Genomic DNA, 24,254 nt, shown 5'->3' on the forward strand with positions numbered 1-24,254 from the left:
CCCGGTCGTGGCGCCAGGCGCGGGGCGACACGCTTGGCGTTCTGCCGCGTCCGACCGTGCCGGTGGACCGCGGATCGTGCTTGGTACATCGACATCCTGCCCAGCGCGGTGGCCGGTTTCAATCGTTGTCGATAACGGTAGCGATATCGTTTTACGCGAGGTAGCATCCCCGGCGTGATCAGCGGCCGTGTGACCATCCGGGACGTCGCCGAGCAGGCGGGCGTGTCGGTGGCAACGGTGTCCAAGGTGCTCAACGACCGGTACGGGGTTGCCGCGGCCACCGTGGCGCGCGTGCGCGCGGTCATCGCCGAACTCGGCTACGAGTCGAGCCTGGTCGCACGGAGCTTGCGCAATCAGCGGACGAACGTGATCGGCATCCTGGTGTGGGCCATCGAACCGTTCAGCGCCGAGCTGCTGAAGGGAGCGGCGCGCGCGATCCGGGACAGCGGGTACGAGCTGGTGATCTACTCTGCCGGTGGTCAAGGGGCCGGTGGCCAGGGCGCCGGTGATCAAGGGGCCGGTGGCGAGGGGTCGGAGAAGATCGGCTGGGAAAGCCGTTACCTGTCGCGGCTTTCGGGCACGCTGATCGACGGGGCGGTCCTGGTGACGCCGACGGTGCACACGTCGCGCTCGGACATTCCCGTCGTCGCGGTCGATCCCCACACCGACGACGAGGGTGCGCCCGCGGTCAGCGCCGACAACGTTCGCGGCGCTGCCCTGGCCACCGAGCACTTGATCGCCCTGGGGCATCGGCGGATCGGTTTCCTCGGTCGTCCACCGCGAAGTCTGGCTTCCACGCACCAGCGCGAGATCGGGTACCGCAGCGCGCTCGCCGAGGCCGACATCCCCTTCGATCCGGACCTCGTGCGGATGGCCGGGTACCAGGAGGAGACGTCGGCGGAGGCCGTGCGCGAGCTGTTGTCGCTGCCGGACCGGCCGACCGCGATCTTCGCCGCGAACGACGTCTCGGCGATCGTGACCATGGACGTCGCTGTGACGCTCGGCATGCGGGTACCCGACGACCTGTCGATCATCGGCTTCGACAACGTGCCGGAAAGCCGGATGACGGACCCCGCTCTGACGACGATCGACCAGCCCATCCAGCTGATGGGCCAGCGGGCGGTGGAGATGCTGGTCGAGATCCTCTCCGGCGGTGAACCCGCGGAGATGCACACCCGGCTGCCGACGCGGCTGGTCGAGCGGGCGTCGTGCGCCGCGCCGCCCCGCGCGGTGCGGTCGATCGTCGGCCTGCGGCCGACTTCCGGTGGTGTCCCACGATGAGTTGGCGCGGCGGCACATCCGACGCCATCGTCGTGGCCAGAACTGTCCCATGTGGACTTTTGCGTGCTGAATTCCGCAAGCTGGAACAACTAATATCAAGGTAGCGCAACGAACATCGTTGCCCTCTGGATCGGCGAAGTCGCGTCTGATCCACTGAGCAATGTGGAGCGTAGGTGCTCCGGCGCGGCGTTGAACGTTGGTGCGTAACGCAAGGAGGCGAACGCAGGTGCCCGATCGGGCGGATACCACTGTGCTGATCGATCTCGCTACCGAGGTTGGCTCGCTCGCGCCCGTGCCGTGGGCCGTGTCGCGGTTGCGCGCGGAACTGGACGCGAAGGGCGTCGCGGCACGGATCGGGACGAACGGGGAAGAATCAGGCGATGTCGCCGTGGTGCGCGTCGAACTGGGCGACGTACCCGCCCCGGCCGAGACCTTCGCGATCGAACGCGGCGCGGTGACCCTGATTCGGGCCGCCGAACCGCGCGGACTCGCTTACGGGTTGACGGAACTCGCCGACCGGGTGCGCTGCGCCACCGATCCCGTCGCGGCGATCCGCTCGGCGGAGTCACCACTGCGCGGCCCGGCGGTAGCGGTTCGCGGTGTGCTGCGGTCCTTCTCCAGCGATGTGCTCGACCGCCCGTGGCTGCGCGATCGAGACTTCTGGACGAGCTATCTGGACGAGCTCGCGGTGCAGCGGATCAACCGGCTGCACCTGGCGTTGGGAATGCAGTACAACTACTCGCACGACGACGACGTGCGCGACAACTACCTCTGCTTCGCCTACCCGTTCCTGCTGGAGGTGCCGGGTTGGGAAGGGGTTGGCGTCACCGGCTTGTCGGCGAGCGAGCGGGCGGCGAACCTGGCCGCCTTGCGGTTCGCCAGCGATGCGGCCAAGCGGCGCGGGCTGCACTTCCAGCTGGGGCTGTGGAACCACGCGGTGCGCCCGGAACTCGTGGACAGCCCGAATCTTCGTTATCCCATTCACGGATTGGCCGACGACCAGGTCGCCGCGTACTCGGCCGCGGCCCTGCGGCAGTTGCTGCGGGAGTGCCCGTCCATCGACGGTGTCACGTTCCGGGTGCACTACGAGGGCGGCGTGCCGGAAGCCGGGCGCGCCGAGTTCTGGCGGACGGTGCTCAGCGGTCTGCGGGGCGTGGGCCGCGCCCTCGACGTCGACCTGCACTCCAAGGGCGTCGACCAGGAGGTGCTAGACGCGGCTCGGGCCACTGGTGCCCGCGTCTCGGTTTCGGCGAAGTACTGGGCCGAACACCAGGGTTTGCCCTACCACCAAGCCTCGGTGCGGCCGCTGGAGAAGGCCCGGCCCGACAACGGTGACGGGCTGCGCGGCATCACCCAGAACGAGCGACGGTTCACCCGCTACGGCTATGGCGACTTCCTCCGCCAGGATCGCGACTTCGACCTGCTGTTCCGGGTGTGGCCCGGCTCGCAGCGGTTCCTGCTGTGGGCGGATCCGGAGATCTTCGCCGGATACGGCCGGATGAGCACCATCGGAGGGGCTCGCGGCACCGAACTGTGCGAGCCGTTGACCTTCCGGGGACGCAAGGACACCGCGGGGCAGGCCCCGCGAGACCTCTACGTCGACCCGGAGTTGGAGCTCGGCACCTCGGATTGGCGGAAGTACGCCTACGAATACCGGTTGTGGGGTCGGCTGATGTTCGACCCGGACGCCGATCGGCAGACCTGGTTGCGGTACCTGCGGGCCCAGTTCGGCGAGGCCGCCGAGGACGTCGAGAACGCGCTGAGCGTGGCGGGCAAGGTGCTGCCGCTGGTGACCGTCACGCAATCCCTGAGCGCCTCCAACAACTTCTTCTGGCCCGAAGTGCTCACCGACATGCCCATCGCGCGCGGCGTCAAGTCGGCGACGTACGACTTCGACCTCTCCGCCCCGGGCACCTGGGGAGGAGTCAGCCCCTTCGACCCGACCCTGTTCGAATCGGCCGACGACTACGCCAGCGGACTGCTCACCGGGCGACCGAGCGGCCGGTACACCCCGGAGCAGGTCGCGTCCTGGTTGGAACGGTTCGCGAGCGTTGCCGATGCCGCGCTCGGGCGCGCACGACACCGGGTCGGCGACCCGGCTGCGCCCGAGTTCCGCCGCATCGAGGTGGATGTGACGGTCGCGGCGCTGTTGGCGCGATTCTTCGCGGGCAAGGTCAGAGCGGGCATCGGGTACTCGCTCTACCGCCAGACCGAAGATCCGCAGCACCTGCGGGACGGGCTCGGGCACTACCGTGCGGGACGGCAGGCGCTGGCGGAGATCGTCACCACCACCCGCGGCGTCTACGCGTCCGAGCTGGCCTTCGGCGACCGCCCGTCGGAGCAGGGGCACTGGAGTGACCGGCTCGCGCAGGTCGACGACGACGTCGACGAGTTCGCCCGCGAACTCGACGAGGCGATCGCCGCCGCGAAGCCGGTGCGCGCCACCGTCCAGCCGGGCGATGCCGACCCGCGCCCCGTCGTCACCTGCGACCCACCCGCGGAGTTCGTGCCCGGCAAGCCGCTGGTCGTGCGGGCCGAGGCGGCGGGCGAGGTGGCGCTGACCCTCCAGGTCCGCCACCTCAACCAGGCCGAGGAGTACCTGAGCATCCCCATGGTCCCGGCCGGTGATCGCCGCTTCACCGCCGAAATCCCGGCGGACTACACCGATACCGCCTACCCGCTTGAGTTCTTCCTCGTCGCCCGCAGCGCGGCGGGGCGGGACGCCTGGATCGTCCCCGGCCTGGACGGGACGCTCGCCAACCAGCCCTACTACGTCGTCCTCGGACAGCGCGTGTGAGCCGATCGGCCACACCCCGGAGCTCGGAACCGAAGATCGAGTGGAGTCAAAGATGACCGACACATCGAGAACCTCTAGCCGCCCGAAGGCCCGCGCCGCTCGGCGGCTGGCCGTCGGTGCGGCGCTGCTGGCGGCGGCGACGGCGCTGACCGGCTGCACGGGCGCCATCGACACGACGAGTTCGGGCTCGAATTCGGGCGGCATCAGCGGTGTCATCCGGGTCAGTTCGCAGACCGGGCAGCCGTACCTGAAGGAGGCGGCGGACCAGTTCCAGAAGCTGCACCCGGGCGTCACCGTCCAGTTCGTGCAGTCGCCGTCCAACACCTACCAGACGACCGTGCGGGCACAGCTGGCCGCGGGGCACGGCCCCGACGTCATGTTCGTCTGGGGCGGCTCCGGCAACTCCATGGCGACGAAGACCCTCGCCCAGGCCGGACTGCTCGAAGACCTCACACCGCAGCCGTGGGCATCGGCGATGGGCGACACGGCAACGAGCCTCGTCTCGGACCAGGGCAAGGTGTACGCCTTCACCTCGTACCAGAACCCCACCGGCGTGGTGTACGACAAGGACCAGCTCGCCAAGCTGGGCGTCTCGGTGCCGACGAAGTTCTCCGAGCTGCTCAACTTCTGCCGCACCGTGTCGTCGAAGGGAATCATCCCGATCGCGATCGGGAACCAGACCGGGTACCTGAACACCGAGATCCCCATCGAACTCGCCAACACCCTGGTCTACTCGCAGGATCCCCAGTTCGCCCAGAAGGTGACGACGGGCGCCATCACCTGGAGCGGATCCGAGCTGTGGCGCTCGGCGCTGACGAAGGCGCACGAGGAGTACCTGCAGATGCGGGACGCCAACTGCTTCCAGCCGAACTCGACCGGGTACTCCGACACGCAGGCCACCCAGCTGGTCACCTCGGGCAAGGCGCTCGGCGTCGACGTCATCTCGCCCGCCATCGACGACCTGAAGCAGGGCAACCCGAACCTCCGCTACGACATGTTCGAGATCCCGGCCACCGAGAACCCAGCGGACACCTATCTCACGACGAACACCGGGGCCGCCTACGCGGTGGCCAAGTCGAGCACCAACAAGGCGACCGCGGTGGCGTTCATCAACTTCCTCGCCCAGCCGGACCAGATGGACGCCGCGTCGAAAGCGAACTACGGGGTGCCGTACAAGCCGGACGCGAACACCACCGTCCAGCCGGAGATGCAGGGCGTGGCGAGCCTGTACCAGGCGAACAAGACCGCGCTGTGGCCGACCAACTACTGGCCCAACTACGAGGTCAAGCAGACGATGATCGCCGCCGACCAGGACCTGATCCTCGGCAAGAAGACCGTCCAGGAAGTCGTCGACGCCATCCAGAACGTGCTGCACGGCGCGTAGTCCGGATGCCGTCGAGGGCAGGAGCCTGACATGACCATGACCAGCGAACGGCCCGTCGAACTGAAGGCGCGGCGGGCCACCCGCAAGAAACCCACTCGCACCAGCGTGTCTTTCTGGTTCGCAGTTCCCTGCCTGGTGCTGTTCGCCGCCATCGTGGCCTACCCGACGATCCAGGGCGTCTACTACGCGTTCACCGACTGGAGCGGGCTCGGCAGCGCGATCCACTTCAACGGGCTGACCAACTTCATCGATCTGTTCTCGTCCCCGGAGACGCTGGGAGCCCTGTGGCACACCATCGTCATGGCGGCCGCGATCACCGTGCTGCAGAACGCCATCGGTCTCGCGCTCGCGGTCGGCCTCAATTCGAGGATCAGGAGCCGCAACGTGCTGCGGACCCTGCTGTTCGCGCCGGTCGTCATGACGCCGATCATCGTGGGCTACCTGTGGCAGTTCATCTTCGTGCCCGGCGGGCCGGTGGCGAGTCTGAGCCAGCTGCTGGGTTCGGCCCAGGGCGTCAACGTGCTCGGCGATCCGGCATTCGCGATGTGGGGCATCGTGGCGATCGTGGTCTGGCAGCACGTGGGCTATTCGATGGTCATCTACCTCGCCGGTATGCAGAACATCCCCGCCGAGGTCCTCGAAGCGGCGGTGATGGACGGCGCCGGGCCGGTCAAGCGGTTCGCCTGGGTCACCTGGCCGTTGCTGCGCACCCCGACCCTGATCAACATAACCCTGTCGCTGATCATGTCCCTGAAGCTGTTCGACCAGGTCCTCGCGACGACGCAGGGCGGACCGGGATACGCGACCCAGACCCTGTCCACACTCCTCTACAACGAGGCCTTCCTCTACAACAGGTACGGCTACGGCATCGCGCTCGGCCTGATCGTGTTCATCCTGATCGCGGTCATCTCGTTCGGGCAAATGCGACTTTTCCGAGAACGGGACTGATGGCCAAATGAACTCCTACACCTGGCGCACGGGAATTCTCGAAGCGGTGATGATCGCCGTGACAGCGGTTTTCGTGTTCCCGCTCTGGCTGCTCATCTCGGTGGGATTCCGCTCTTCGGCCGAAGTCGCGCAAAGCCCGCTCGGGGTGCCAACGCGGCTCGATCTGAGCAACTTCACGCTCGCCTGGGAGGAGGGGAACCTCGGCGCCGCGTTCCTCAACAGCATTTACATCACTGGCGTCACCGTCGCGGCGCTGGTCGTCGTCGGCGGGTGCGGTGGCTACTACTTCGCCCGTTCGGGACGTGCGGGCAAGCGCTGGTACGGGGTGGTCGCGGCGGGCATGATGGTGCCGTTCCAGATCGGCGTGCTGCCGATGTACCGCACGTTCACGGCGCTGGGCATCGCCGCCAACCCGGTTTCGGTGATCATCTTCAGCGTGGGCATCCAGCTGCCGCTGACCATCATCCTCTACACGGGCTTCATCCGGCAGATCCCCATCGAATACGAGGAAGCCGCGCGCATCGACGGGGCCAGCACGTTCCAGACCTTCCGGCGGGTGATCCTGCCGCTGCTGCTGCCCGTCACCGGTACCGTGATCGTGCTCGACGGCCTCGCGGTGTGGAACGAGTTCTTCACGCCGCTGCTCTACCTCGGCGGCACGGCCAACGTCACCGTTCCCGTGCAGATCTACAGCTTCGTCGGGGAGTACAGCAGCAACTGGGGCCAGATCTTCGCCGGTCTGCTGATGGCGAGCTTCCCGATTCTGGTGCTCTTCTTCATCTTCCAGCGCTACATGATCCGCAGCTTCGGCAGCGGCCTCAAGGGCTGACCCAGCGGTCAGCTCCCAACTGCTCCCCGGCTGATCATCCGCGCAGCAATGCGGTGACGAGGCTGGCCGCGGTGTCCGTCAGCCCAGCAGGCTCAAGGCCGACCCGTTCCATCACGGCGAGACCGCGGGTCGTGACGACCACGAGGCGCGCCGCGGACCGGAGGTCGACCGCCAGATCGCTGCCGTCGTCGATCGCGGCGAGCCCGTCGTGGACCACGCCCTCCAGGGCGTCGAGGAACTCGCGGACCGCGGACCGCACCCGCGGCGAGTCCGCGCTCGCGTCGATCGCCGTCCGGGTGGACAGGCACCCGTGCGAAGGACTGCCAGCGGTGAACGTCTGGATGCAGAATTCGAAGAACGCCACCAGCGCGGTGCGCTTGTCCGGCTTGGTCAACGCCTCTGCCGCACCCGCGAGGAACGGCTTGGTGTATTCGCGGAACGCCCGGACGAAGATCTCTTCCTTGCTGCCGTAGGCGTGGTACAGCGAGCCGCGCTGGACCCCGGTGCCCGCCGCGAGCTCCAGCATCGACGTCGCGCGGAACCCGCGGGTGCCGAACACCTCCAGCGCCCGCCCGAGCGCTTCCCGCTCGTCGAACTGGCGTACCCCGGCCACCTGACTCCTCTGCCGCCCGGATTCTTGACGCCCAACATAGCTCGGGCGATGTGCACCGTGGACAGTTCGACCTGGTGGATGTGGTGCTGCTCGCATCGACTTGGCGCGGTGCTGGCACCAGAGCTATCTTTGACAGTGATGTCAAACATAGCCTGTGGAGGCTGCTGTGCGGTATTCGAACTCCGTTGAGGTGGTCGAGGCGTTCTGGCACGAGGTGTGGAACGCGCACAACCCGGACGCGATCGACGACTTCGTGGTGGCGGACTTCGTCATCACGAACGCGGGCGAGCGGGTCGAGGGTCGGGAGAACTTCAAGGCGTGGGTGCGCGCGTTCCTGGCGCAGGTCGACGATCTCGAACTGGAAGTGATCGAGACGTTCCAGAACCACGACGGGAGCCGGGTCGCCTCGCGGTGGGTGGTGCACGGGAAGAACAACGGCGTCCTCGGCACCGAACCCGATGGGCAGCCGATCCACTTCAGCGGCACCGCGGTGTGGGAAGTGCGCGAGGACGGCAAGCTGGTGCACAACTTCGTCGAGCGGGCTTCCTGGGAGCTGCTCCAGCGGTTGAATCCCGAGCAGGGGGTCGGCGCGCGCTCCGAGTGAGCTGTGACCGCGCGCTTCGGGCCGACTCGGGGGGAGCGCCTGATCCATGTTGCGGCGCTGCGGCCGCGTGTTCTCCTCGGGATGTGGCGCGACCGCGCCGCAGTGGTGCCGTGACGACCGTCGACGGGTGCGCGCCGCAAGCAGGACCGGTGCGAGCTCGTCCCCGCTCAGGACCACTCCCGAAGTGAACTACGCGTTCAGCTTGTTTGAGGAGTACCGATGACCACCGCTCTTCCTGCGCAAGCATCCGGCACGTTCGCCCTCGGCGGCGACCTCGTCGTGAACCGGCTCGGCTTCGGGTCGATGCAGCTGCCCGGTCCCGGTGTGTGGGGCGACCCGAAGGATCCCGATGAGGCCGTGCGGGTTCTCCGCCGCGCTGTCGAGCTCGGCGTGAACTTCATCGACACCGCGGACTCCTACGGTCCGATCGTCGCCGAACAGCTCATCAAGAAGGCGCTGCACCCGTATCCGGACGACCTCGTCATCGCGACGAAGGCGGGTCTGACCCGGCAGGGCCCGGGCGAGTGGCTGGCGGTCGGGCGACCCGAGTACCTGCGCCAGCAGGCGGAGCTGAGCCTGCGCCACCTCGGCGTCGACACGATCGACCTCTTCCAGTTGCACCGGATCGATCCATTGGTGGCGCTGGAGGAACAGATCGGTGCGCTGAAGCTGCTGCAGGAACAAGGCAAGGTCCGGCACATCGGACTGTCCGAGGTGTCGGTCCGAGACGTCGAGGCGGCGGCGGAGATCGCACCGATCGCCTCCGTCCAGAACCTGTTCAACCTCGCCAACCGGTCGGCCGAACAGCTGCTCGACTACGCCACCGAGCGCAACATCGGCTTCATCCCGTGGTTCCCGCTCGCCACCGGAGCCCTGGCCAAGGGCAATGGCCCGCTCGCCGAGCTGGCCGCGAAGCGCGGCGCCACACCGTCCCAGCTCGCGCTGGCCTGGCTGCTCAAGCGATCGCCGGTCATGCTGCCCATCCCCGGCACCTCGACGGTCGCCCACCTGGAGGACAACGTCCGCGCCGCGGAGATCCAGCTGTCCGAGGCCGAGTTCGACGCACTCCAGCAACAGGCCTGAGCCGTGGTGGCGCCGGTGCTCGACGCGGACCGCCCGCCGTCGCGCTGGGCGGACACGCCGGGTCGTGCTCGGCGGCGTCGATTCAGCACCGCGGCTTGGTGAGCGCCAATCGACTTCTGGAACCCCTGGGACGCGTGGGCTTCCGGGCGGCGGCAGTGCAGACTTCTGTTGCGGTGTGCGCGAGCTGGTCGGCCGCATTCGTCGCCACCCGCCATCCGGCCGCGTGGCCTTCGAGCCACCGCTCGTAGAGGAAACAGCCCGGAAGAACACGTTCAGGCGAGTGTTGCCCCAGTCCGGATCCGAGGCCGATGGCGTGACTGCGGATGGCTCCAAGCCCTACCGCCTGGACGGTCTTGCCCGCGAACGCACCAGGCGGCAGCAGGGCGAGCCACGCCCTAAGCAATGCGCTGCCCGACGCTTCGTAGGTCGGGATCACGAGAACCGCCGCACGCGCGGTGGCGAGCAATCGATGCGTCCGCCGGATCTGCTGGTTCTGCTGATCTCCCACCAGGAGTGCGGAGTGCGGGAGGTCGAAGAGCGCGACGGTCGTGACGTCGCCGCCTGCTCGGTTCAGTTCTCGCCCCAGGATGCGGGTGATCGCGCCGAGCCGGGAACGCGACGTGGGGCTGGTGGTGATGAGGGCGATGTGGGCCACGAAGTTCCGCGTCTCCTGACAACTACGCGCGGCCCCACCGGTGAAGCCCGTTGGCGAATGGCCGCGAAGCGGGAGTAAGTGCGGGCGGTTTCAACTGCCGCCCGGTGAATGCGAGAACTTCAAGCCGAACAGGAGCACGCCGCAACACGGCCGTAGTCCACGTGCCGTCGCCAAGTCAGCCGCCGTGCCGTTCGCATGCGGAGAGTAGAACACCGCACCGTCGAAGGTTCAACGCAAAACGGGCGCTGTCCCACTGGGTGACATCTGTGCTGTGGCCGTCGACCGCCGTGTGGTGCTTCGGTGCACCGCGCTCGCCGTGTCCTGACAGTTGGCTGTTAGGGGAGTGCGTGTCGGTTACGGCGCGTCGGGTCTCGGGTTGTTGCCGTGCTCGGCCGCTTGCCGGACGGTTTCGCCGAGCCAGTCGGCATCCCGGGTGAGGCTGGTGATCGACATGCCCCGGCGACCGCCGACGGGGGCGCGGAACTTGATGTAGTAGCTGATGTCTCCGCCCAGTGCCCGGTGCAGTGCGTTGTCCCTGCCGTTGTCGGTGACCTTGGTGATCTCGTGCCAACCGATCGCCCAGGACTTCTCGGCGTAGCTGTGGACGAGTCCACCCTCGTACAGCGTGAAGACCTCATCGGGACGGGTGAAGGACAGCCAGCCCTGCCAACAGCCGACACCGAACGCACCCAGCCCGAGCCCGCAGACGAGGCTGGGAAAGATCCTGGTCCCGCCAGAGGCGCTCTCGTCGAGGGCGAGGAGCATCAGGACACCGAGGCACGCGGCGACCGCGCCCAACGGCACGGCGACCATGGAAATCCTTCTCCGGCGGCGGTTGTCGGTCTCGAACCGCTCGATCATCGCGCCGAGTTCCTGCACTGCTGCCATCGTCGTCTTCCTGATCCGGTCGGTGGGAAGGCGACGATAGCGACCGGCCCTGGGACCGGTCCCGGGCGGCTCACCCACGTCGCCTGGGCAACCGGGTCAACACGAACGGTTCGATCGAACCGGATCTCGGTGTGCAGCACGACGTTCGGCAGTGCGGGGTCGGTTGGAGGGCGTGGTGTTCTGGCCGAGTGGTTCGCTACCGTGGGTAGGCCCCGTTGGCCCGGGAGACTGCGGAGGAACCGATGAGCGCACCAGACAGCGGTGAATCGGTGCCGCTGCCTCGGGATGCCACTCGTTCTGAGCTGTCGGGTGTGGCGGACAACGTGGTGCAAGCCCGGGATGTGCAGGGCGGTGTGCATTTCCACCGAACCGGCCCGGCCGCGCCGGATGCGCCTCGACAGCTGCCGGGGGACATCCGCGGGTTCGTGAACCGTGCCACCGAGCTGGGCTGGCTGGACGCCGCGTTGTCCCAGCGCGGCCGGGATACCGCCGCGATCATCGTGATCGTGGGTACCGCGGGTGTCGGCAAGACCGCGCTGGCGCTGCGGTGGGCGCATCGGGCGCGCGAGAGCTTCCCAGACGGCCAGTTGTACGTGAACCTGCGCGGTTACGACCCGGGGGCGCCGGTTACCGCGGAGCAGGCCTTGGACCGGTTCCTGCGGGCGCTGGAGGTGCCTGCGGAGCGGATTCCGGCCGATCCGGATGCGAAGGCGACGCTGTACCGGTCGTTGCTGGCCGATCGGCGGGTGCTCGTGGTGCTCGACAACGCCGCCAGCGTCGCGCAGGTGCGGCCGTTGCTGCCAGGCGGGGACGGCTGCCGGGTCGTCATCACCAGCCGCAGTCGGCTCGCGGGGTTGGTGGCCCGCGATGGCGCGCAGCGCATCACCGTGGAAATACTTCCGGAAGACGAGTCGGTCGAACTGATCCGCTCCATCACCGCGGACTACCGTCACGCGGACGATCCAGCGGATGTCGCCGAGCTGGCCCGGCTGTGCGCCTGCCTGCCGCTGGCGCTGCGCATCGCGGCCGAACGGGCGGCGGCGCGTCCGTGGATGCCGTTGAGCGAGCTCATCCAAGCCCTGCGCGATGAATCCGGGCTGTGGGACGCACTGTCCGTTGAGGACGGTGAGGAGGCCGACGCCGTGCGCACCGTGTTCGCCTGGTCCTACCGGGCGCTGCCGGTGGAGGCGGCGCGGATGTTCCGGCTGCTCGGTCTGCATCCCGGCCCGGAGTTCGGGGCGCACGCCGCCGCCGCGCTGGCCGACGTAGAAGTGAGCACTGCTCGCCGATTGCTGGACAACATCGTGGGGGCGCACTTGGTCGAGCAGATCTCGGTGGACCGCTACCAGTTCCACGATCTGCTGCGCGCTTACGCAACCGACGCCGCCCACCACGAAGAATCCCTGGGCCAGCAGTACGAGGCGCTGAACCGCGTGTTGGCCTGGTACCTGCACACCGCTTACGCCGCGGGCACCGCGCTGGGCATGCCGCTCCGGCTGCTGCCCCCGACCGCTCTTCCCGCGTCGACGATGGCAGTTGCCTTCGCGGCATACCTCGATGCCGAGCGCTGGTACGACACCGAGCGGGCGAATCTGCTCGCCGCAGTCCAGGCCGCGGACAAGTCGGGGCAGGACCGGACCGCTTGGCAGCTCGCCCTGCTGATGGAACCGATCTTCGTCAAGCAAGGATCGATCGCCGACCGACATCGGGTGGTGCTGACCGCGCTCGATGCCGCCCGCCGCGACGGCGACCTGCTGGCCGAGGCGGAGGCCCGATCGGCGCTCGCATCCGTCCACACCGCGCGGCACCAGCTGAACGAGGCTGTTGGGATGTACCGGGAGGTCCTCGCGCTTCGCCGCGAGTTGGGCGACGTCGAAGGCGAGATCATCACGGCCAACAGCCTCGGCGTCATGTTCCTGCACGTGCGTCGTTTCGCCGACGCTGCCGAGCAATTCGAACGCAACCGCGCGTTGTGCCGCGACCTAGGCAGCACCGCGCACGAGACGACCTCGCTGTTCAACCTGGCTGATGCGTACCACGGTCTGGGCCGGTATCCCGAAGCGATCGAGGCCGCTCACCGGAGCCTGGAGATGAGCCGGGAACTCGGCGACCAGTGGCGAGAACTGGTCGCATCGATGCTGCTCGCCAACGCTCAAGCCGATTCCGGCGCAGTGGCGGACGCGCTCAGCTCCGCTGAGTCCGGGCTCGCTCTTGCCCGCGCCCGCAACGACCAGCGCGACGAGGGATGGGCTTTGCTCGAATACGGCCGCATCCAGCGGCTCGCTGGCCGCCACAGCGATGCGCTGGTGTCCTACCAGCGTGCGACCACCTTGCACATCGCGGTCGACAACCGCGGCCGGGAAGTCGAATCGCTCAACGGCACCGGCGAGGCCTACCAGGGGCTGGATCGCATGGCCGACGCCGCCGACTTCCACCGCAGGGCCGTGACGATCGCCCGCGACCTCGACGACTCATGGCTGCTGGCCGTTTCGCTGGACAACCTCGGGACGGCCCTGGCCGCAACCGGCGGTACCGCCGAGGCCCGCACCTGCTGGCGTGAAGCGGCTCGACTCCTCGATGGCTACACCGATCCGGCGACTCGCGAGCGGCACAGCAGCATCACCGATCGCCTCGGCTGAGCACCAGCACCGCAACTGATCAGCAGCGTGGCCGACGCGTCCGTCACTTGCCGGGCCGACAGGTGTCGTCCCGGCGGCCACGACGGTTGAACCCGGCCCGAAGCGCGGCGACGGTCTTCGCCCCGCGCCGCCCGGCCAGGACGTCCTGCAATCCGGTGCGACGGACGTTGCCGAGCCGGATCCACCGGGCCATCACGCACGGCAGGACATCTCCACGGCTGTTCACCGCCGCCCGGCCCTGCCCGCACCGTCCGCAGAGGTCCGCTGTCGTCGGCGGCTGTTCTCGTGCCGCACGGCCGATGTCCTGCACGGGACCGACCCTGATGTCGGTGACGCCCAACATTTCCAGATCCGCGCGGGCGGCGTCGGCTTCGCCCATGTCGACCACCCGACCCCGCAGGCGGACACCGCGGCGAACCGCCTCGGCGATGTTGGCCCGCGTACGGGCATGGCTGCCCCGCTGCCCGGTGATCGCATCATGCGAAGCGGCATCATCGGTGTAGTACGACGTCGCCACGGACACCCCGGGACGCCGGAACAGCGACCACCACGACCGACTCACGTGGGCCAGGTTCGTGAACACCTCAACGCGCAACTCCGCCGCCAACGCATATTCGACCAGACCAGCGCACTCCGGATGCAGCGTCGGCTCACCGCCGATGAACTGCACCTCCTCCACACCGATCTCGACCGCGTCGTCGAGCACCCTGCGCCAATCCAAACCGGTCATCGCGCCGTGGCCACCGCGAGGTGAGGAATCCGCGTAGCAGTGGACGCAGGAGAGTTGGCAGCGCTCGGTCAGTTCCAGTGCCAGCTGCTTGATGCGCCTGTCGACCGGCATGGGACCTGCCCTTCTCGGCCCGGAAGGAGGCCTGGCCGCACAGGAGTTGCACAACGGTCACGCTGGTTTGAAAGCGTACGCGCCAGCACGCCGCGACACGTGCTTCTGAACGTGTGGGGGTGCTGCGCCATTGGCACCACGGCCGAAGCGATCGGGCTGGCGTCCGCTGAGGCTGAGGTCGTCCGTCTACTGTGTACTGTGCTCGGCTTCTTCGGCGTTCGCAGGGCTGATCAACGAGGCAACGGGATCATACGAGCTGGGATTGGAGCTTGTCGGCGGTTTCCCGCAGCGCGGGTAGCACGCGCTCGTGCATTTCCCGTTCGGACAGGCGCTCCACGCTGGTGCCGACGTTCAGCGCCGCGATCGCGGTCCCGTCCCAGCGGCGCAGCGGGACCGCGGTCGAGTGGAAGCCCGCCTCCACGTCGTGGGCGACGTACGCGTGGCCCGCTGTCGCCACCTCCGCGATCTTCGCCTCCAGCGCCACCAACGCCGCATCGTCGAGACCGGAGTGCGCGACCAGGTGCCGGTGGCGGCGCTCCTCGTCGAGGCCGCTCAGCAGGACCAGGCCCAGGGCGGACCGGGTGGCGGGCACCTGGAAGCCGATCCCCTGGCCGATGGGCAGGGCGTGCCGCGGCAGCGCTCGCGCGATCATCACGGCCGCCGCGCCGTCGAGGACCGCGGCGGTGCACGAGGCCTGAAACTCCTCGGCGAGGCTGTCGCACACCGGTTGCAGCACGTGGCTCACGGGGTTCGTGGTCAGGTACGCCGAGGCGAGCGCGAGGACCTTGGGGCCCAGCCGGTAGGCCTTGTCGTCGGGGATCACGTAGCCCAGGTGGGTCAGCGTTAGCAGGGCCCGGCGAACGGTGGCCCGCGGGAGTTCGAGTTTGCGGGCCAGCTGCGCCTGGGTCAGCCGTTGCTCGGTGTGGTCGAACGCGGTCAGGACGAGCAGACCGCGTTCGAGGGCTTCGGAATAGTCCGCACGGTTGTTGCCGTCCACCTCGCGGGCGGCCCGCCGGGCCTCGTCCCGCGCGTTGAGCTTCGCCACTGCATCCAGCTCCGTTCGATTAACGCACACCTTGTGTCGAAATGTAGCAGCAAGGACTCGCGTGGTCTTGTGGCGATCGAGTACGGCTGCCTAGAGTGCTCATATTAGAACCATGTGTTCGGTAATTGAACAGTTCGCGAGGGGAACACCGTCATGCGCGCGGAGGACAACCGGAAGATCACCGAGACCGGGCCCGGCACCCCCGGTGGCAACTGGATGCGCCTGTACTGGCAGCCGGTGGCGCTGTCCGAGGAGCTGGACACCGATCGTCCCGTGGTGCCGGTCCGGGTGCTGGGGGAGGACCTGGTGCTGTTCCGCGACGAAGACGGCACGCTCGGTCTCATCGACCGCCGCTGCGCGCACCGCGGCGCAGACCTGTCGCTGGGGCGGCTGGAGGACGGCGGGCTCCGCTGCTACTTCCACGGCTGGCTGTTCGGTGCGGGCGGGTCCTGTTTGGACACTCCGGCCGAACCGGTGGACAGCAAGCTCAAGTCGAAGGTGCGGATCCGTTCGTACCCGGTGCGGGAGCGCAACGGGATCGTGTGGGCGTATCTGGGCGCGGGCGCACCGCCGAATCTGCCCGCGTTGGACTGCTTCGCGGCACCGGAGGAGTACACCTTCGCGTTCAAGGGCTACCTGGACTGCAACTGGCTGCAGGCGCTCGAAGTCGGCATCGACCCGGCCCACGCCTCCTACCTGCACCGCTTCGAAGAGGACGAGGACACCGGCGACAGCTACGGCAAGCAGTTCCGCAACGCCTCGCTGGGCACCGACCTGCCGATGACCAAGATCCTCCGCGAGTACGGCAGGCCCGAGATCCTCAACGCGCGCACCGAGTACGGCCAGCGGATCGTGGCGCTGCGCAAGCTCGACGGCCAGGGTCCCGACGGCCAGCGCCTCGACGGGGCGTCGACCCACGTGCGGATCACGCACCAGGTCTTCCCGCACGGCATCACGATCCCGCTGAGCGCGACGATGGCGATCACCCAGTGGCACGTCCCGATCGACGACGTTTCCTGCTACTGGTACGCGATGTTCACCAGCCTGGACGAGCCGGTGGACAAGGCGACCATGCGCGCCCAGCGCCTGGCGGGCATCACCCTGCCCGACTACAAACCGGTGCGGAACCGGGCGAACAACTACCAGTTCGACCACGAGGAACAGCGCACGCAGACCTACACCGGTCTCGGCCGGGACATCAACGTCCACGACCAGATGGCGGTCGAAGGACAGGGTTGCATCTACGACCGCAGCCGCGAGCACCTCAGCCGCTCCGACCGGGCGATCGTGACCTTCCGGCGCACGGCGTTGCAGGCGATCGACACCGTCGCAGAAGGGGGCAGTCCGGCGACCTTGTTGCTGGACACCGCGGACGTCGAGAGCCGCGGTCCGATCCCGCTCGACGGCATCGGCCCCACCGGGCAGTGGGAGCAGTACTGGGCGCAGTCGATCGCCGACCTGCGCAAGGCGAGCCCATGGGCTTCGGGACTGCACGCCGCGCTCGCCACCGGTCCCGCCGGGGTCCCCGGGTCGGACTTCGAGCCCGACCGCTCGCAGCTGACCGACGCCTACGACCGCTCGGACGGCTGAGGCGAGGATGGGATTCATCGAGAAGTTCGACCTGTGGACCGAGCAGCAGCAGGAGGCCGCTCGTGCTGTCCTCGCCCGCGTCGACGACGAGGGCCTTCGGTCCATCCGCGTCTCGTTCGTGGACCAGCACGGGTTGCTGCGCGGCAAGACGATCCCCGCCAGCGGGTTGCCCGCCGTGTTCCGCAGCGGCATCAGCTGCGTATCGACCCTGCTGTCGAAGGACACCTCGGGCACGACGGTGTTCTCGGCCTTCAACGCCGACGGTGGGCTGGGGGTGGCCGAGATGGCCGGTGCCGCGGACGTCGTGATGGTTCCGGATCCCACCACGTTCCACCTGATCCCGTGGGCGGCTGGGACCGCCCGGATCCTGTGCGACCTGCGCTTCCACAACGGTGCGCAGGTTCCGTTCTGCAGTCGCGGTGTGTTCCGGAACGCGCTCGATCGGGCCGGGGCAGCCGGTTTCAGCTACCTGACCGGCCTGGAGATCGAGTTCCACCTCTACCGGCGGGCTGAGCACGTCCCCAACGCCGACGGAATCGGCAGGTGCACGCACCCGACACCGGTCGAGCCGATCAACCACGGCAACCAGCTGCTGGCCGAGGACCGCGGTGACGAGATCGAGCCAGCCACCCGCCGGATCCGGGAAGTCCTCGATCGGATGGGTATCGAGCTGCGCAGCATCGAGGTGGAGTACGGCGCCAGCCAGCTGGAGGTCACGCTCGATCCGGCCGTCGGGCTCGGGTCGGCCGACGCGATGGTCTTGCTGCGCAGCACGATCAAGCAGGTGGCGCGGCGCAGCGGCTACCACGCCACCTTCATGTGCCGCCCGCAGATCGCGGACAGCAAGTCCAGCGGCTGGCACCTGCACCAGAGCCTGCTCAGCGCGGGTGCCGACGCCGGGCGCAATGTTTTCGTCCCGGCGGACGGTGAGGAACCGATCTCGGTGCTGGGCAAGCACTTCATCGCCGGGCAGCTCGCGCACGCGAGGGCGGCGTGCGTGTTCGCGAACCCGACGATCAACGGCTACAAGCGGTTCCAGCCGTACTCGATGGCCCCCGACCGGATCGCGTGGGCGCGCGACAACCGGGGCGCGATGATCCGGCTCGTCGGCTCGGCCGAGGACGGCACCACGCACCTGGAGAACCGGATCGGCGAATCCGCGGCCAATCCCTACCTGTACATGGCCTCCCAGCTGCATTCCGGTCTGGCGGGCATCGACACTGAACTGCCGCTGGTGCCCTCGGCGGACGATCCGTACACCACCGAGGCCGGGCGGCTGCCCGCGAATCTCGGTGCGGCCGTCGAGGCGCTCGAAGCCGACATCGAGCTGACCAGGGCGATGGGCGATCGGTTCGTCCCGTACTACGCCGCGATCAAGCGCGCCGAGATCGCCCGCTTCGAGCGCACGGTCACCGACTGGGAACAACGCGAGTACTTCGATCTCTACTGAGCATCTCTTTCTGAACCTGCGTTGCGGTGCGGGTAGCGGACCTGGCGATTTCGCGCGAAATCGCCGCCCGCCCCGCGTGGGAGACGGCGATTTCGCGCGAAATCGCCCACCTCACCCGAGGTGGGCGGCCCGACACGACCACTTCGAAGACAGGCTCTCAGAGGCCTTCTCGCTCCGGGATCCCCGACAGCATGTATGCCGATACACCACGTCGTGGCAGGCCTCCCAGAGAACGCCAGTGGGCAGAGTCTGAGAACCCGCGGCGGTGCGAGTTGCGAGCGTGGCTAAGCGGCTTCGCCGCTTCAAAAACAAGATCAAGGACAGACACTGAGGACCGGGAGTCAACGAACATGGTGAGCTTTCCGCTGCGCGTCACGCGGGTGTCGTGGGAAGCCGAGGGCGTCGTCGGCCTGGTGCTGTCGGCGCCGGAGGGAATCGTGCTCCCGGCATGGGAACCCGGAGCACACCTCGATGTGCTGCTGCCATCCGGGCTGAACCGGCAGTACTCGCTGTGCGGTGACCCGCAGGACCGCGACCACTACACCATCGCGGTACGGCTGGCGGCCAACAGCCGGGGTGGCTCCGCGGAGATCCACGGCACCGCGCTGATCGGCCGCGAGCTGGTGGTGGCCCAGGTGCGCAACCACTTCCGGCTCGACCCGGCGGACGAGTACCTGCTGATCGCCGGTGGCATCGGGATCACCCCGCTGCTGCCGATGGCCGCGGCTCTAGCGGCGCGACGAGCGGTGTGGTCGGCGGTCTACTGCGGCCGGGGCGCGGAGACGATGGCGTTTCGCCGCGAGCTCGCGGCGATCGGCAGGGATCGGGTGCGGTTCGTGGACACGGCATCTCAGCGGCGGCCGGACCTAAAGGAGTTGGTGCATCGACTCGGCCCGGATGCCGCTGTCTACTGCTGCGGCCCGAACGGCCTCCTCGACGAGGTGGTCGAGATCTGCGAGGCAGCAGGAATCCGTTGCGAGACCGAGCACTTCGGCGCCGCAACCCCGCAGGGCGAGGTGGGCGACGACGTCGTGGAACTGGAGCTGCGCCGGTCCGGCCGGAACGTCACGGTCGATCCGGAAACGACGCTGCTGCGGGCGATCCGCGACGCGGGCGTGGAGATCGAGTCCGACTGCGAGGAGGGCTACTGCGGCACCTGCGAAACGCCGGTCCTCGAAGGCGATCCCGACCATCGCGACGTCGTGCTCTCGAAGGCGGAACGTTCCGCCGGGCGAACGTTCATGCCCTGCGTGAGCCGCGCGTGCGGCCGCAAGCTCGTCCTCGACCTCTGACCGGCACCGTGAACCGCTCGCCCCCGTCCACAGCGGTGACGCCGAAATTTTCCCCAGTGGTTCCGGATGTCTGGACATCCATTGTGGACGATCCTGGACCAAGTCCTTGCTGCCCCGCCACGCGACCAGCAAACCCCGAGCCGACGCGACCACCGGCTTCGCCCAGAGAAGGCAGTGACGGCCGTCATGCGCCTGAACTTCACGGGAGAGCACGTGTCAGCCAGACCACTTCACCCTTGCCGTCGACCGGTGCGACATGGTCGCGTTCGAAGCCCAGCTTCTCCAGCACACGCAACGATGGTGTGTTCCATACCCCCACCGTTGACCACAATCGCTTCCGCCCAGTCGCGATCGCCGCGTCGAGCACCGCGCGCGCCGCCTCCGTCGCATAACCATGCCCATGCACGCGCCGGAACAACTCGTACGCGATCTCGGGCTCCTCGACTGTCGCCCGGCCGATGATCAGCCCGCAGTATCCGATGAAGTCACCCTCGACGCGGCGGCGAATGGGCAACAACGCGATCCCCGTCTCCGCTGATGCCGCGAGCAGGTTCGCGATTTGCTCTCGGGCAGCCTCGACCGTCAGCACTCCATCATCCCGTTCGGCGACCAGCGCACAGTAGTCATCAGCGTCGGTCTCCGCCCACGACCGCATCGTCAATCGCTCGGTCTCCAGGTTCATCGCCATCGGCTGGTACGAGGTCACGGCTTCCAACCTACGACACCACCTCCCGCACTCACGAAGGGTGACGACACGTGACTGGTTGCGGGGATGCCGGTGAGTTCCGAACCGTACCGAATTGCGTCACGGTCGACGACTGGAGCTGGTGGAGAATCACCGTGCGGGCTTGACCGCACCCTTGGTGCGCCGCTTGGTGGTCGTCTTCTTCGCGATCCCAGGCCACAGCACGGCGACGACCGCCTCGGGGATCTCCGCCTCGCTCTCGTCGCGGTAGAAGGCGGCGAAGTAGCTGCCGAAGCACATGGTCGCGATGGTGTGCCTGTCGATCTCGTCGTGCACGGCGCCGCGCTCCTGGAGCTGCGACAGCACGTTCTCGACGAGGTGAAGAACCGGACCGCGGGCGGGAGCTGGAGACCTGGCTGAACGAGGAGTACGGACCCGGCAGCGACCTGTACGACGACCTGACCCGCATGATCGCCGACGGCGTCCGCGAGGGCTGGGCGGCGAACATCGAGGTGGACGGCCGCAAGTACCGGCGGGCCAAGGCGCCGGAGTGCGACGACGCCGCGCCAGCTGGCTGATCTCCTCGGCGGTCCGTGATCGTGACACGCGCAACGGTGCGGAACGGGCGCTGACTCTTGATTAGTTCCAGAAAATGGACCACACTGCGGGCCGTGCCAACGACGACTGCGGACCTTGAGCGCATGTTGCGCGAGGCTGCACTGCGCGTGACGCGCCCTCGGGTAGCGGTACTGTCCGCGGTGCATGACCATCCGCACGCCGACACGGACTCGATCATCGGTGTCGTGCGTGAAGAACTCCCCAAAGTTTCCCACCAGGCCGTCTACGACGTGCTGCGCGCGCTGACTGCGGCGGGTCTGCTGCGTCGCATCCAGCCGATGGGTTCCGTGGCTCGCTACGAGGCGCGGGTCGGGGACAACCACCACCACGTCGTGTGCCGGTCGTGCGGTGTCGTCGCCGATGTCGATTGCGCTGTGGGCGCCGCGCCCTGCTTGACGGCGTCCGATGCCCACAGCTTCACGATCGACGAGGCCGAGGTCATCTACTGGGGGCTGTGCCCAGCCTGTTCCCCCGACTCAGTTCCCGAACACGCCCAATAGTTCCGAAAGGATTCCCGTGACTGACAGCCCTGACACCGTTGTTGGCGAGAGCAAGGAGGAGCGCGGCGGCCAGTGCCCGGTCGCGCACGGGCGTGCCCCGCATCCGACCCAGGGCGGGGGGAACCGCCAGTGGTGGCCGAACCAGCTCAACGTGAAGATCCTCGCCAAGAACCCCCCGGTGGCCAACCCGCTGGGTGCGGAGTTCAATTACGCCGAAGCGTTCCAGACCCTCGACCTGCCCGCCGTGAAGCGGGACCTCGAAGAGGTGCTGACGACCTCCCAGGACTGGTGGCCCGCCGACTTCGGCCACTACGGCCCGCTCATCATCCGGATGGCGTGGCACAGCGCGGGCACGTACCGCATCAGTGACGGCCGCGGTGGCGCCGGTGCCGGTCAGCAGCGCTTCGCGCCGCTGAACAGCTGGCCGGACAACGTCAACCTGGACAAGGCCCGTCGCCTGCTGTGGCCGGTCAAGAAGAAGTACGGCCAGCGGATCTCGTGGGCCGACCTGCTGATCCTCGCTGGCAACGTCGCGCTGGAGTCGATGGGCTTCAAGACCTTCGGCTTCGCCGGTGGCCGGGTGGACGTCTGGGAGCCCGACGAGGACGTCTACTGGGGTCCGGAGACCACGTGGCTCGGCGACGAGCGCTACACCGGCGACCGGGAGCTCGAAAACCCCCTGGCCGCAGTCCAAATGGGTCTCATCTACGTCAACCCGGAGGGCCCGAACGGCAACCCGGACCCGATCGCCGCGGCCCGCGACATCCGCGAGACGTTCCGCCGCATGGCGATGAACGACGAGGAGACGGTCGCGCTGATCGCCGGTGGTCACACCTTCGGCAAGACCCACGGTGCGGCGCCGGACAGCCACCTCGGCGCAGACCCGGAGGGGGCCGCGATCGAGGAGCAGGGCCTGGGCTGGAAGAACGCCTTCGGCACCGGCAGTGGCGGCGACGCCATCACCAGCGGCCTTGAGGTCACCTGGACCTCGACGCCGACGAAGTGGAGCACCAATTTCCTCTGGAACCTCTTCAGCTTCGAGTGGGAGCTCACCGAAAGCCCGGCTGGCGCGAAGCAGTGGAAGCCGAAGGGCGGCGCAGGCGAAGGCACGGTGCCGCACGCCCACGACTCGTCGAAGCGGATCGCGCCGAACATGCTGACCACCGACCTCGCGCTCCGGGTCGACCCGATCTACGAGCCGATCGCGCGGCGCTTCATGGAGAACCCCGACGAGTTCGCGGACGCCTTCGCCCGGGCCTGGTACAAGCTGACCCACCGTGACCTCGGGCCGAAGTCGCTCTACCTCGGCCCGGAGGTCCCGGCGGAGACCCTGCTGTGGCAGGACCCGCTTCCGGCGGTCGACCACGAGCTCATCGGTGCCGAGGACGTCGCCGCGCTGAAGGCCCAGATCCTCGACTCGGGTCTGAGCGTTTCGCAGCTGGTCTCCACCGCTTGGGCGTCGGCCTCGACGTTCCGCGGCAGCGACAAGCGCGGTGGCGCCAACGGTGCGCGCATCCGCCTGGAGCCGCAGAAGGATTGGGAGGTCAACAACCCCGACGAGTTGGCGACGGTGCTGAGCACCCTGGGAGGCATCCAGGAGTCGTTCAACGCCGCCCAGACCGGGGCCAAGAAGGTCTCGCTGGCCGACCTGATCGTGCTCGGTGGGTCCGCGGCCGTCGAGCAGGCCGCCAAGGCCGCTGGCTACGACGTCGAGGTTTCGTTCGCGCCGGGCCGCGTCGACGCGTCGCAGGAGCAGACCGACGCGGAGTCCTTCGCCGCGCTCGAACCCGCTGCGGATGGGTTCCGCAACTACCAGGGCAAGGGCAATCGGCTGCCTGCCGAGTACCTCCTGCTCGACAAGGCGAACCTGCTCACGCTGAGCGCGCCGGAGACGACCGTCCTCGTCGGTGGCCTCCGGGTCCTCGGCGCGAACTACGACTCCTCGAATCTCGGTGTCCTCACCGACACTCCGGGATCGCTGACCAACGACTTCTTCGTGAACCTGCTCGACCTGGGCACCACGTGGAAGTCGACGTCGGAGGACGCGCGAACCTTCGAGGGTCGGGACGCCTCGGGCGAGGTCAAGTGGACCGGCAGCCGCGCCGACCTCGTCTTCGGCTCGAACTCCGAGCTGCGCGCGCTCGCGGAGGTCTACGCGAGCGATGACGCGCAGGAGAAGTTCGTGCACGACTTCGTCGCGGCGTGGAACAAGGTGATGAACCTCGACCGGTTCGACCTCGCCTGATCCCGACGTCCAGTTCGGCCCACCCCGGGCCATCTGGACGTCACAAGTCCGAAGAGGACTCGCGAGACCCCGCCCTCCCGTAGATAACGAGAGGGCGGGGTCTCGCCCTTTTCGGGGTCATTCGTCTGGTCGAGACGCACCGCTGCGGAAGCCGTCGTGATGACGGCTGGGATCGAAGTCGAGGCGGACACCATCGGCGCGGCGGGCCGCCGGTGGCAGGCGTGGCGGATGCGCATTAGCGTGCTGAATTGCTCGTGAATTGCGTCT

At 68.1% G+C, this 24,254-nt stretch carries 21 protein-coding genes; 14 read left to right on the forward strand and 7 right to left on the reverse strand.

Annotated elements, in window-relative coordinates; translation table 11 throughout:
- Positions 1-174 precede the first annotated feature (174 nt).
- The 5 genes from ACTWQN_RS00460 to ACTWQN_RS00480 all read left to right on the forward strand — a co-directional run bounded on the left by ACTWQN_RS00460 (position 175) and on the right by ACTWQN_RS00480 (position 7,239).
- Positions 175-1,281, forward strand: a complete 1,107-nt coding sequence (locus tag ACTWQN_RS00460) for a LacI family DNA-binding transcriptional regulator (protein ID WP_443201249.1) — start codon at positions 175-177, stop codon at positions 1,279-1,281.
- A 226-nt stretch (positions 1,282-1,507) separates the two neighbouring features.
- A complete protein-coding gene (locus ACTWQN_RS00465; RefSeq protein WP_443201250.1) occupies positions 1,508-4,078 on the forward strand; it encodes a hypothetical protein in 2,571 nt (856 codons plus the stop codon).
- Positions 4,079-4,130: 52 nt separating this feature from the next.
- Complete coding sequence (locus ACTWQN_RS00470) at positions 4,131-5,462, forward strand: ABC transporter substrate-binding protein (protein WP_443201251.1); 1,332 nt, start codon at positions 4,131-4,133, stop codon at positions 5,460-5,462.
- Between the two features lie 30 nt (positions 5,463-5,492).
- The gene (locus ACTWQN_RS00475; protein WP_443201252.1) at positions 5,493-6,410 is read left to right on the forward strand and encodes a carbohydrate ABC transporter permease; all 918 of its coding nucleotides are present in this window, start codon (positions 5,493-5,495) and stop codon (positions 6,408-6,410) included.
- Positions 6,411-6,417: 7 nt separating this feature from the next.
- Positions 6,418-7,239: a carbohydrate ABC transporter permease gene (locus tag ACTWQN_RS00480; protein ID WP_443201253.1), complete on the forward strand. Its 822-nt coding sequence runs from the start codon at positions 6,418-6,420 to the stop codon at positions 7,237-7,239.
- A gap of 34 nt (positions 7,240-7,273) precedes the next feature.
- Here the strand turns inward: ACTWQN_RS00480 and ACTWQN_RS00485 are convergent, their stop codons facing one another.
- Complete coding sequence (locus tag ACTWQN_RS00485; protein WP_443201254.1) at positions 7,274-7,852, reverse strand: TetR/AcrR family transcriptional regulator; 579 nt, start codon at positions 7,850-7,852, stop codon at positions 7,274-7,276.
- Between the two features lie 166 nt (positions 7,853-8,018).
- Between ACTWQN_RS00485 and ACTWQN_RS00490 the strand changes: the two genes are divergently transcribed.
- Both ACTWQN_RS00490 and ACTWQN_RS00495 read left to right on the forward strand, forming a co-directional pair.
- Positions 8,019-8,456, forward strand: coding sequence for an ester cyclase (locus ACTWQN_RS00490; protein WP_443201255.1), 438 nt, complete (start codon positions 8,019-8,021; stop codon positions 8,454-8,456).
- A 219-nt stretch (positions 8,457-8,675) separates the two neighbouring features.
- Positions 8,676-9,539, forward strand: coding sequence for an aldo/keto reductase (locus ACTWQN_RS00495; RefSeq protein WP_443201256.1), 864 nt, complete (start codon positions 8,676-8,678; stop codon positions 9,537-9,539).
- Positions 9,540-9,621: 82 nt separating this feature from the next.
- Here ACTWQN_RS00495 and ACTWQN_RS00500 read toward each other — a convergent pair whose 3' ends face one another.
- Together ACTWQN_RS00500 and ACTWQN_RS00505 are read right to left on the reverse strand one after the other, a co-directional pair.
- Complete coding sequence (locus ACTWQN_RS00500) at positions 9,622-10,194, reverse strand: NAD(P)H-dependent oxidoreductase (RefSeq protein WP_443201257.1); 573 nt, start codon at positions 10,192-10,194, stop codon at positions 9,622-9,624.
- A 354-nt stretch (positions 10,195-10,548) separates the two neighbouring features.
- Positions 10,549-11,082 (reverse strand): hypothetical protein, encoded by a 534-nt coding sequence (locus tag ACTWQN_RS00505; RefSeq protein ID WP_443201258.1) that lies wholly within the window; start codon positions 11,080-11,082, stop codon positions 10,549-10,551.
- A gap of 242 nt (positions 11,083-11,324) precedes the next feature.
- On the opposite strand from ACTWQN_RS00505, the gene ACTWQN_RS00510 reads away from it, so the two are divergent.
- Positions 11,325-13,721: an ATP-binding protein gene (locus tag ACTWQN_RS00510; protein ID WP_443201259.1), complete on the forward strand. Its 2,397-nt coding sequence runs from the start codon at positions 11,325-11,327 to the stop codon at positions 13,719-13,721.
- A 43-nt stretch (positions 13,722-13,764) separates the two neighbouring features.
- On the opposite strand, the gene ACTWQN_RS00515 is transcribed toward ACTWQN_RS00510, so the two are convergent.
- Positions 13,765-14,562 (reverse strand): radical SAM/SPASM domain-containing protein, encoded by a 798-nt coding sequence (locus tag ACTWQN_RS00515; protein WP_443201260.1) that lies wholly within the window; start codon positions 14,560-14,562, stop codon positions 13,765-13,767.
- A gap of 247 nt (positions 14,563-14,809) precedes the next feature.
- Entirely contained in the window at positions 14,810-15,607 is a 798-nt protein-coding gene (locus ACTWQN_RS00520) for an IclR family transcriptional regulator domain-containing protein (protein ID WP_443201261.1), read from the reverse strand.
- Between the two features lie 153 nt (positions 15,608-15,760).
- Here ACTWQN_RS00520 and ACTWQN_RS00525 point away from each other — a divergent pair, with 153 nt between their 5' ends.
- From ACTWQN_RS00525 to ACTWQN_RS00535, 3 genes are all read left to right on the forward strand, one after another.
- The gene (locus tag ACTWQN_RS00525; RefSeq protein ID WP_443201262.1) at positions 15,761-17,197 is read left to right on the forward strand and encodes a Rieske 2Fe-2S domain-containing protein; all 1,437 of its coding nucleotides are present in this window, start codon (positions 15,761-15,763) and stop codon (positions 17,195-17,197) included.
- A gap of 7 nt (positions 17,198-17,204) precedes the next feature.
- The gene (locus ACTWQN_RS00530) at positions 17,205-18,647 is read left to right on the forward strand and encodes a glutamine synthetase family protein (protein WP_443201263.1); all 1,443 of its coding nucleotides are present in this window, start codon (positions 17,205-17,207) and stop codon (positions 18,645-18,647) included.
- 350 nt (positions 18,648-18,997) lie between these two features.
- Positions 18,998-19,939, forward strand: coding sequence for a PDR/VanB family oxidoreductase (locus tag ACTWQN_RS00535; RefSeq protein ID WP_443201264.1), 942 nt, complete (start codon positions 18,998-19,000; stop codon positions 19,937-19,939).
- A 199-nt stretch (positions 19,940-20,138) separates the two neighbouring features.
- On the opposite strand, the gene ACTWQN_RS00540 is transcribed toward ACTWQN_RS00535, so the two are convergent.
- Both ACTWQN_RS00540 and ACTWQN_RS00545 read right to left on the reverse strand, forming a co-directional pair.
- Positions 20,139-20,645: a GNAT family N-acetyltransferase gene (locus tag ACTWQN_RS00540; protein ID WP_443201265.1), complete on the reverse strand. Its 507-nt coding sequence runs from the start codon at positions 20,643-20,645 to the stop codon at positions 20,139-20,141.
- Between the two features lie 129 nt (positions 20,646-20,774).
- Positions 20,775-20,990, reverse strand: coding sequence for a hypothetical protein (locus tag ACTWQN_RS00545; protein ID WP_443201266.1), 216 nt, complete (start codon positions 20,988-20,990; stop codon positions 20,775-20,777).
- Positions 20,991-21,070: 80 nt separating this feature from the next.
- Here ACTWQN_RS00545 and ACTWQN_RS00550 point away from each other — a divergent pair, with 80 nt between their 5' ends.
- From ACTWQN_RS00550 to katG, 3 genes are all read left to right on the forward strand, one after another.
- A complete protein-coding gene (locus ACTWQN_RS00550) occupies positions 21,071-21,202 on the forward strand; it encodes a 4-hydroxylaminobenzoate lyase (protein ID WP_443201999.1) in 132 nt (43 codons plus the stop codon).
- 123 nt (positions 21,203-21,325) lie between these two features.
- Positions 21,326-21,742, forward strand: a complete 417-nt coding sequence (locus ACTWQN_RS00555; protein ID WP_443201267.1) for a Fur family transcriptional regulator — start codon at positions 21,326-21,328, stop codon at positions 21,740-21,742.
- A 16-nt stretch (positions 21,743-21,758) separates the two neighbouring features.
- Positions 21,759-23,987, forward strand: a complete 2,229-nt coding sequence (gene katG, locus ACTWQN_RS00560; protein ID WP_443201268.1) for a catalase/peroxidase HPI — start codon at positions 21,759-21,761, stop codon at positions 23,985-23,987.
- Positions 23,988-24,254 lie beyond the last annotated feature (267 nt).

It is taken from the genome of Saccharopolyspora antiqui (assembly GCF_052246905.1).
Taxonomy (GTDB): Bacteria; Actinomycetota; Actinomycetes; order Mycobacteriales; family Pseudonocardiaceae; genus Saccharopolyspora.

Coding starts and splice junctions, on each gene's coding strand:
- ACTWQN_RS00470 (WP_443201251.1), top strand. CDS start 4,131: ATGACCGACACATCGAGAACCTCTAGCCGCCCGAAGGCCCGCGCCGCT.
- ACTWQN_RS00475 (WP_443201252.1), top strand. CDS start 5,493: ATGACCATGACCAGCGAACGGCCCGTCGAACTGAAGGCGCGGCGGGCC.
- ACTWQN_RS00480 (WP_443201253.1), top strand. CDS start 6,418: ATGAACTCCTACACCTGGCGCACGGGAATTCTCGAAGCGGTGATGATC.
- ACTWQN_RS00495 (WP_443201256.1), top strand. CDS start 8,676: ATGACCACCGCTCTTCCTGCGCAAGCATCCGGCACGTTCGCCCTCGGC.
- ACTWQN_RS00505 (WP_443201258.1), bottom strand. CDS start 11,082: ATGGCAGCAGTGCAGGAACTCGGCGCGATGATCGAGCGGTTCGAGACC.
- ACTWQN_RS00510 (WP_443201259.1), top strand. CDS start 11,325: ATGAGCGCACCAGACAGCGGTGAATCGGTGCCGCTGCCTCGGGATGCC.
- ACTWQN_RS00515 (WP_443201260.1), bottom strand. CDS start 14,562: ATGCCGGTCGACAGGCGCATCAAGCAGCTGGCACTGGAACTGACCGAG.
- ACTWQN_RS00525 (WP_443201262.1), top strand. CDS start 15,761: ATGCGCGCGGAGGACAACCGGAAGATCACCGAGACCGGGCCCGGCACC.
- ACTWQN_RS00530 (WP_443201263.1), top strand. CDS start 17,205: ATGGGATTCATCGAGAAGTTCGACCTGTGGACCGAGCAGCAGCAGGAG.
- ACTWQN_RS00535 (WP_443201264.1), top strand. CDS start 18,998: ATGGTGAGCTTTCCGCTGCGCGTCACGCGGGTGTCGTGGGAAGCCGAG.
- ACTWQN_RS00555 (WP_443201267.1), top strand. CDS start 21,326: ATGTTGCGCGAGGCTGCACTGCGCGTGACGCGCCCTCGGGTAGCGGTA.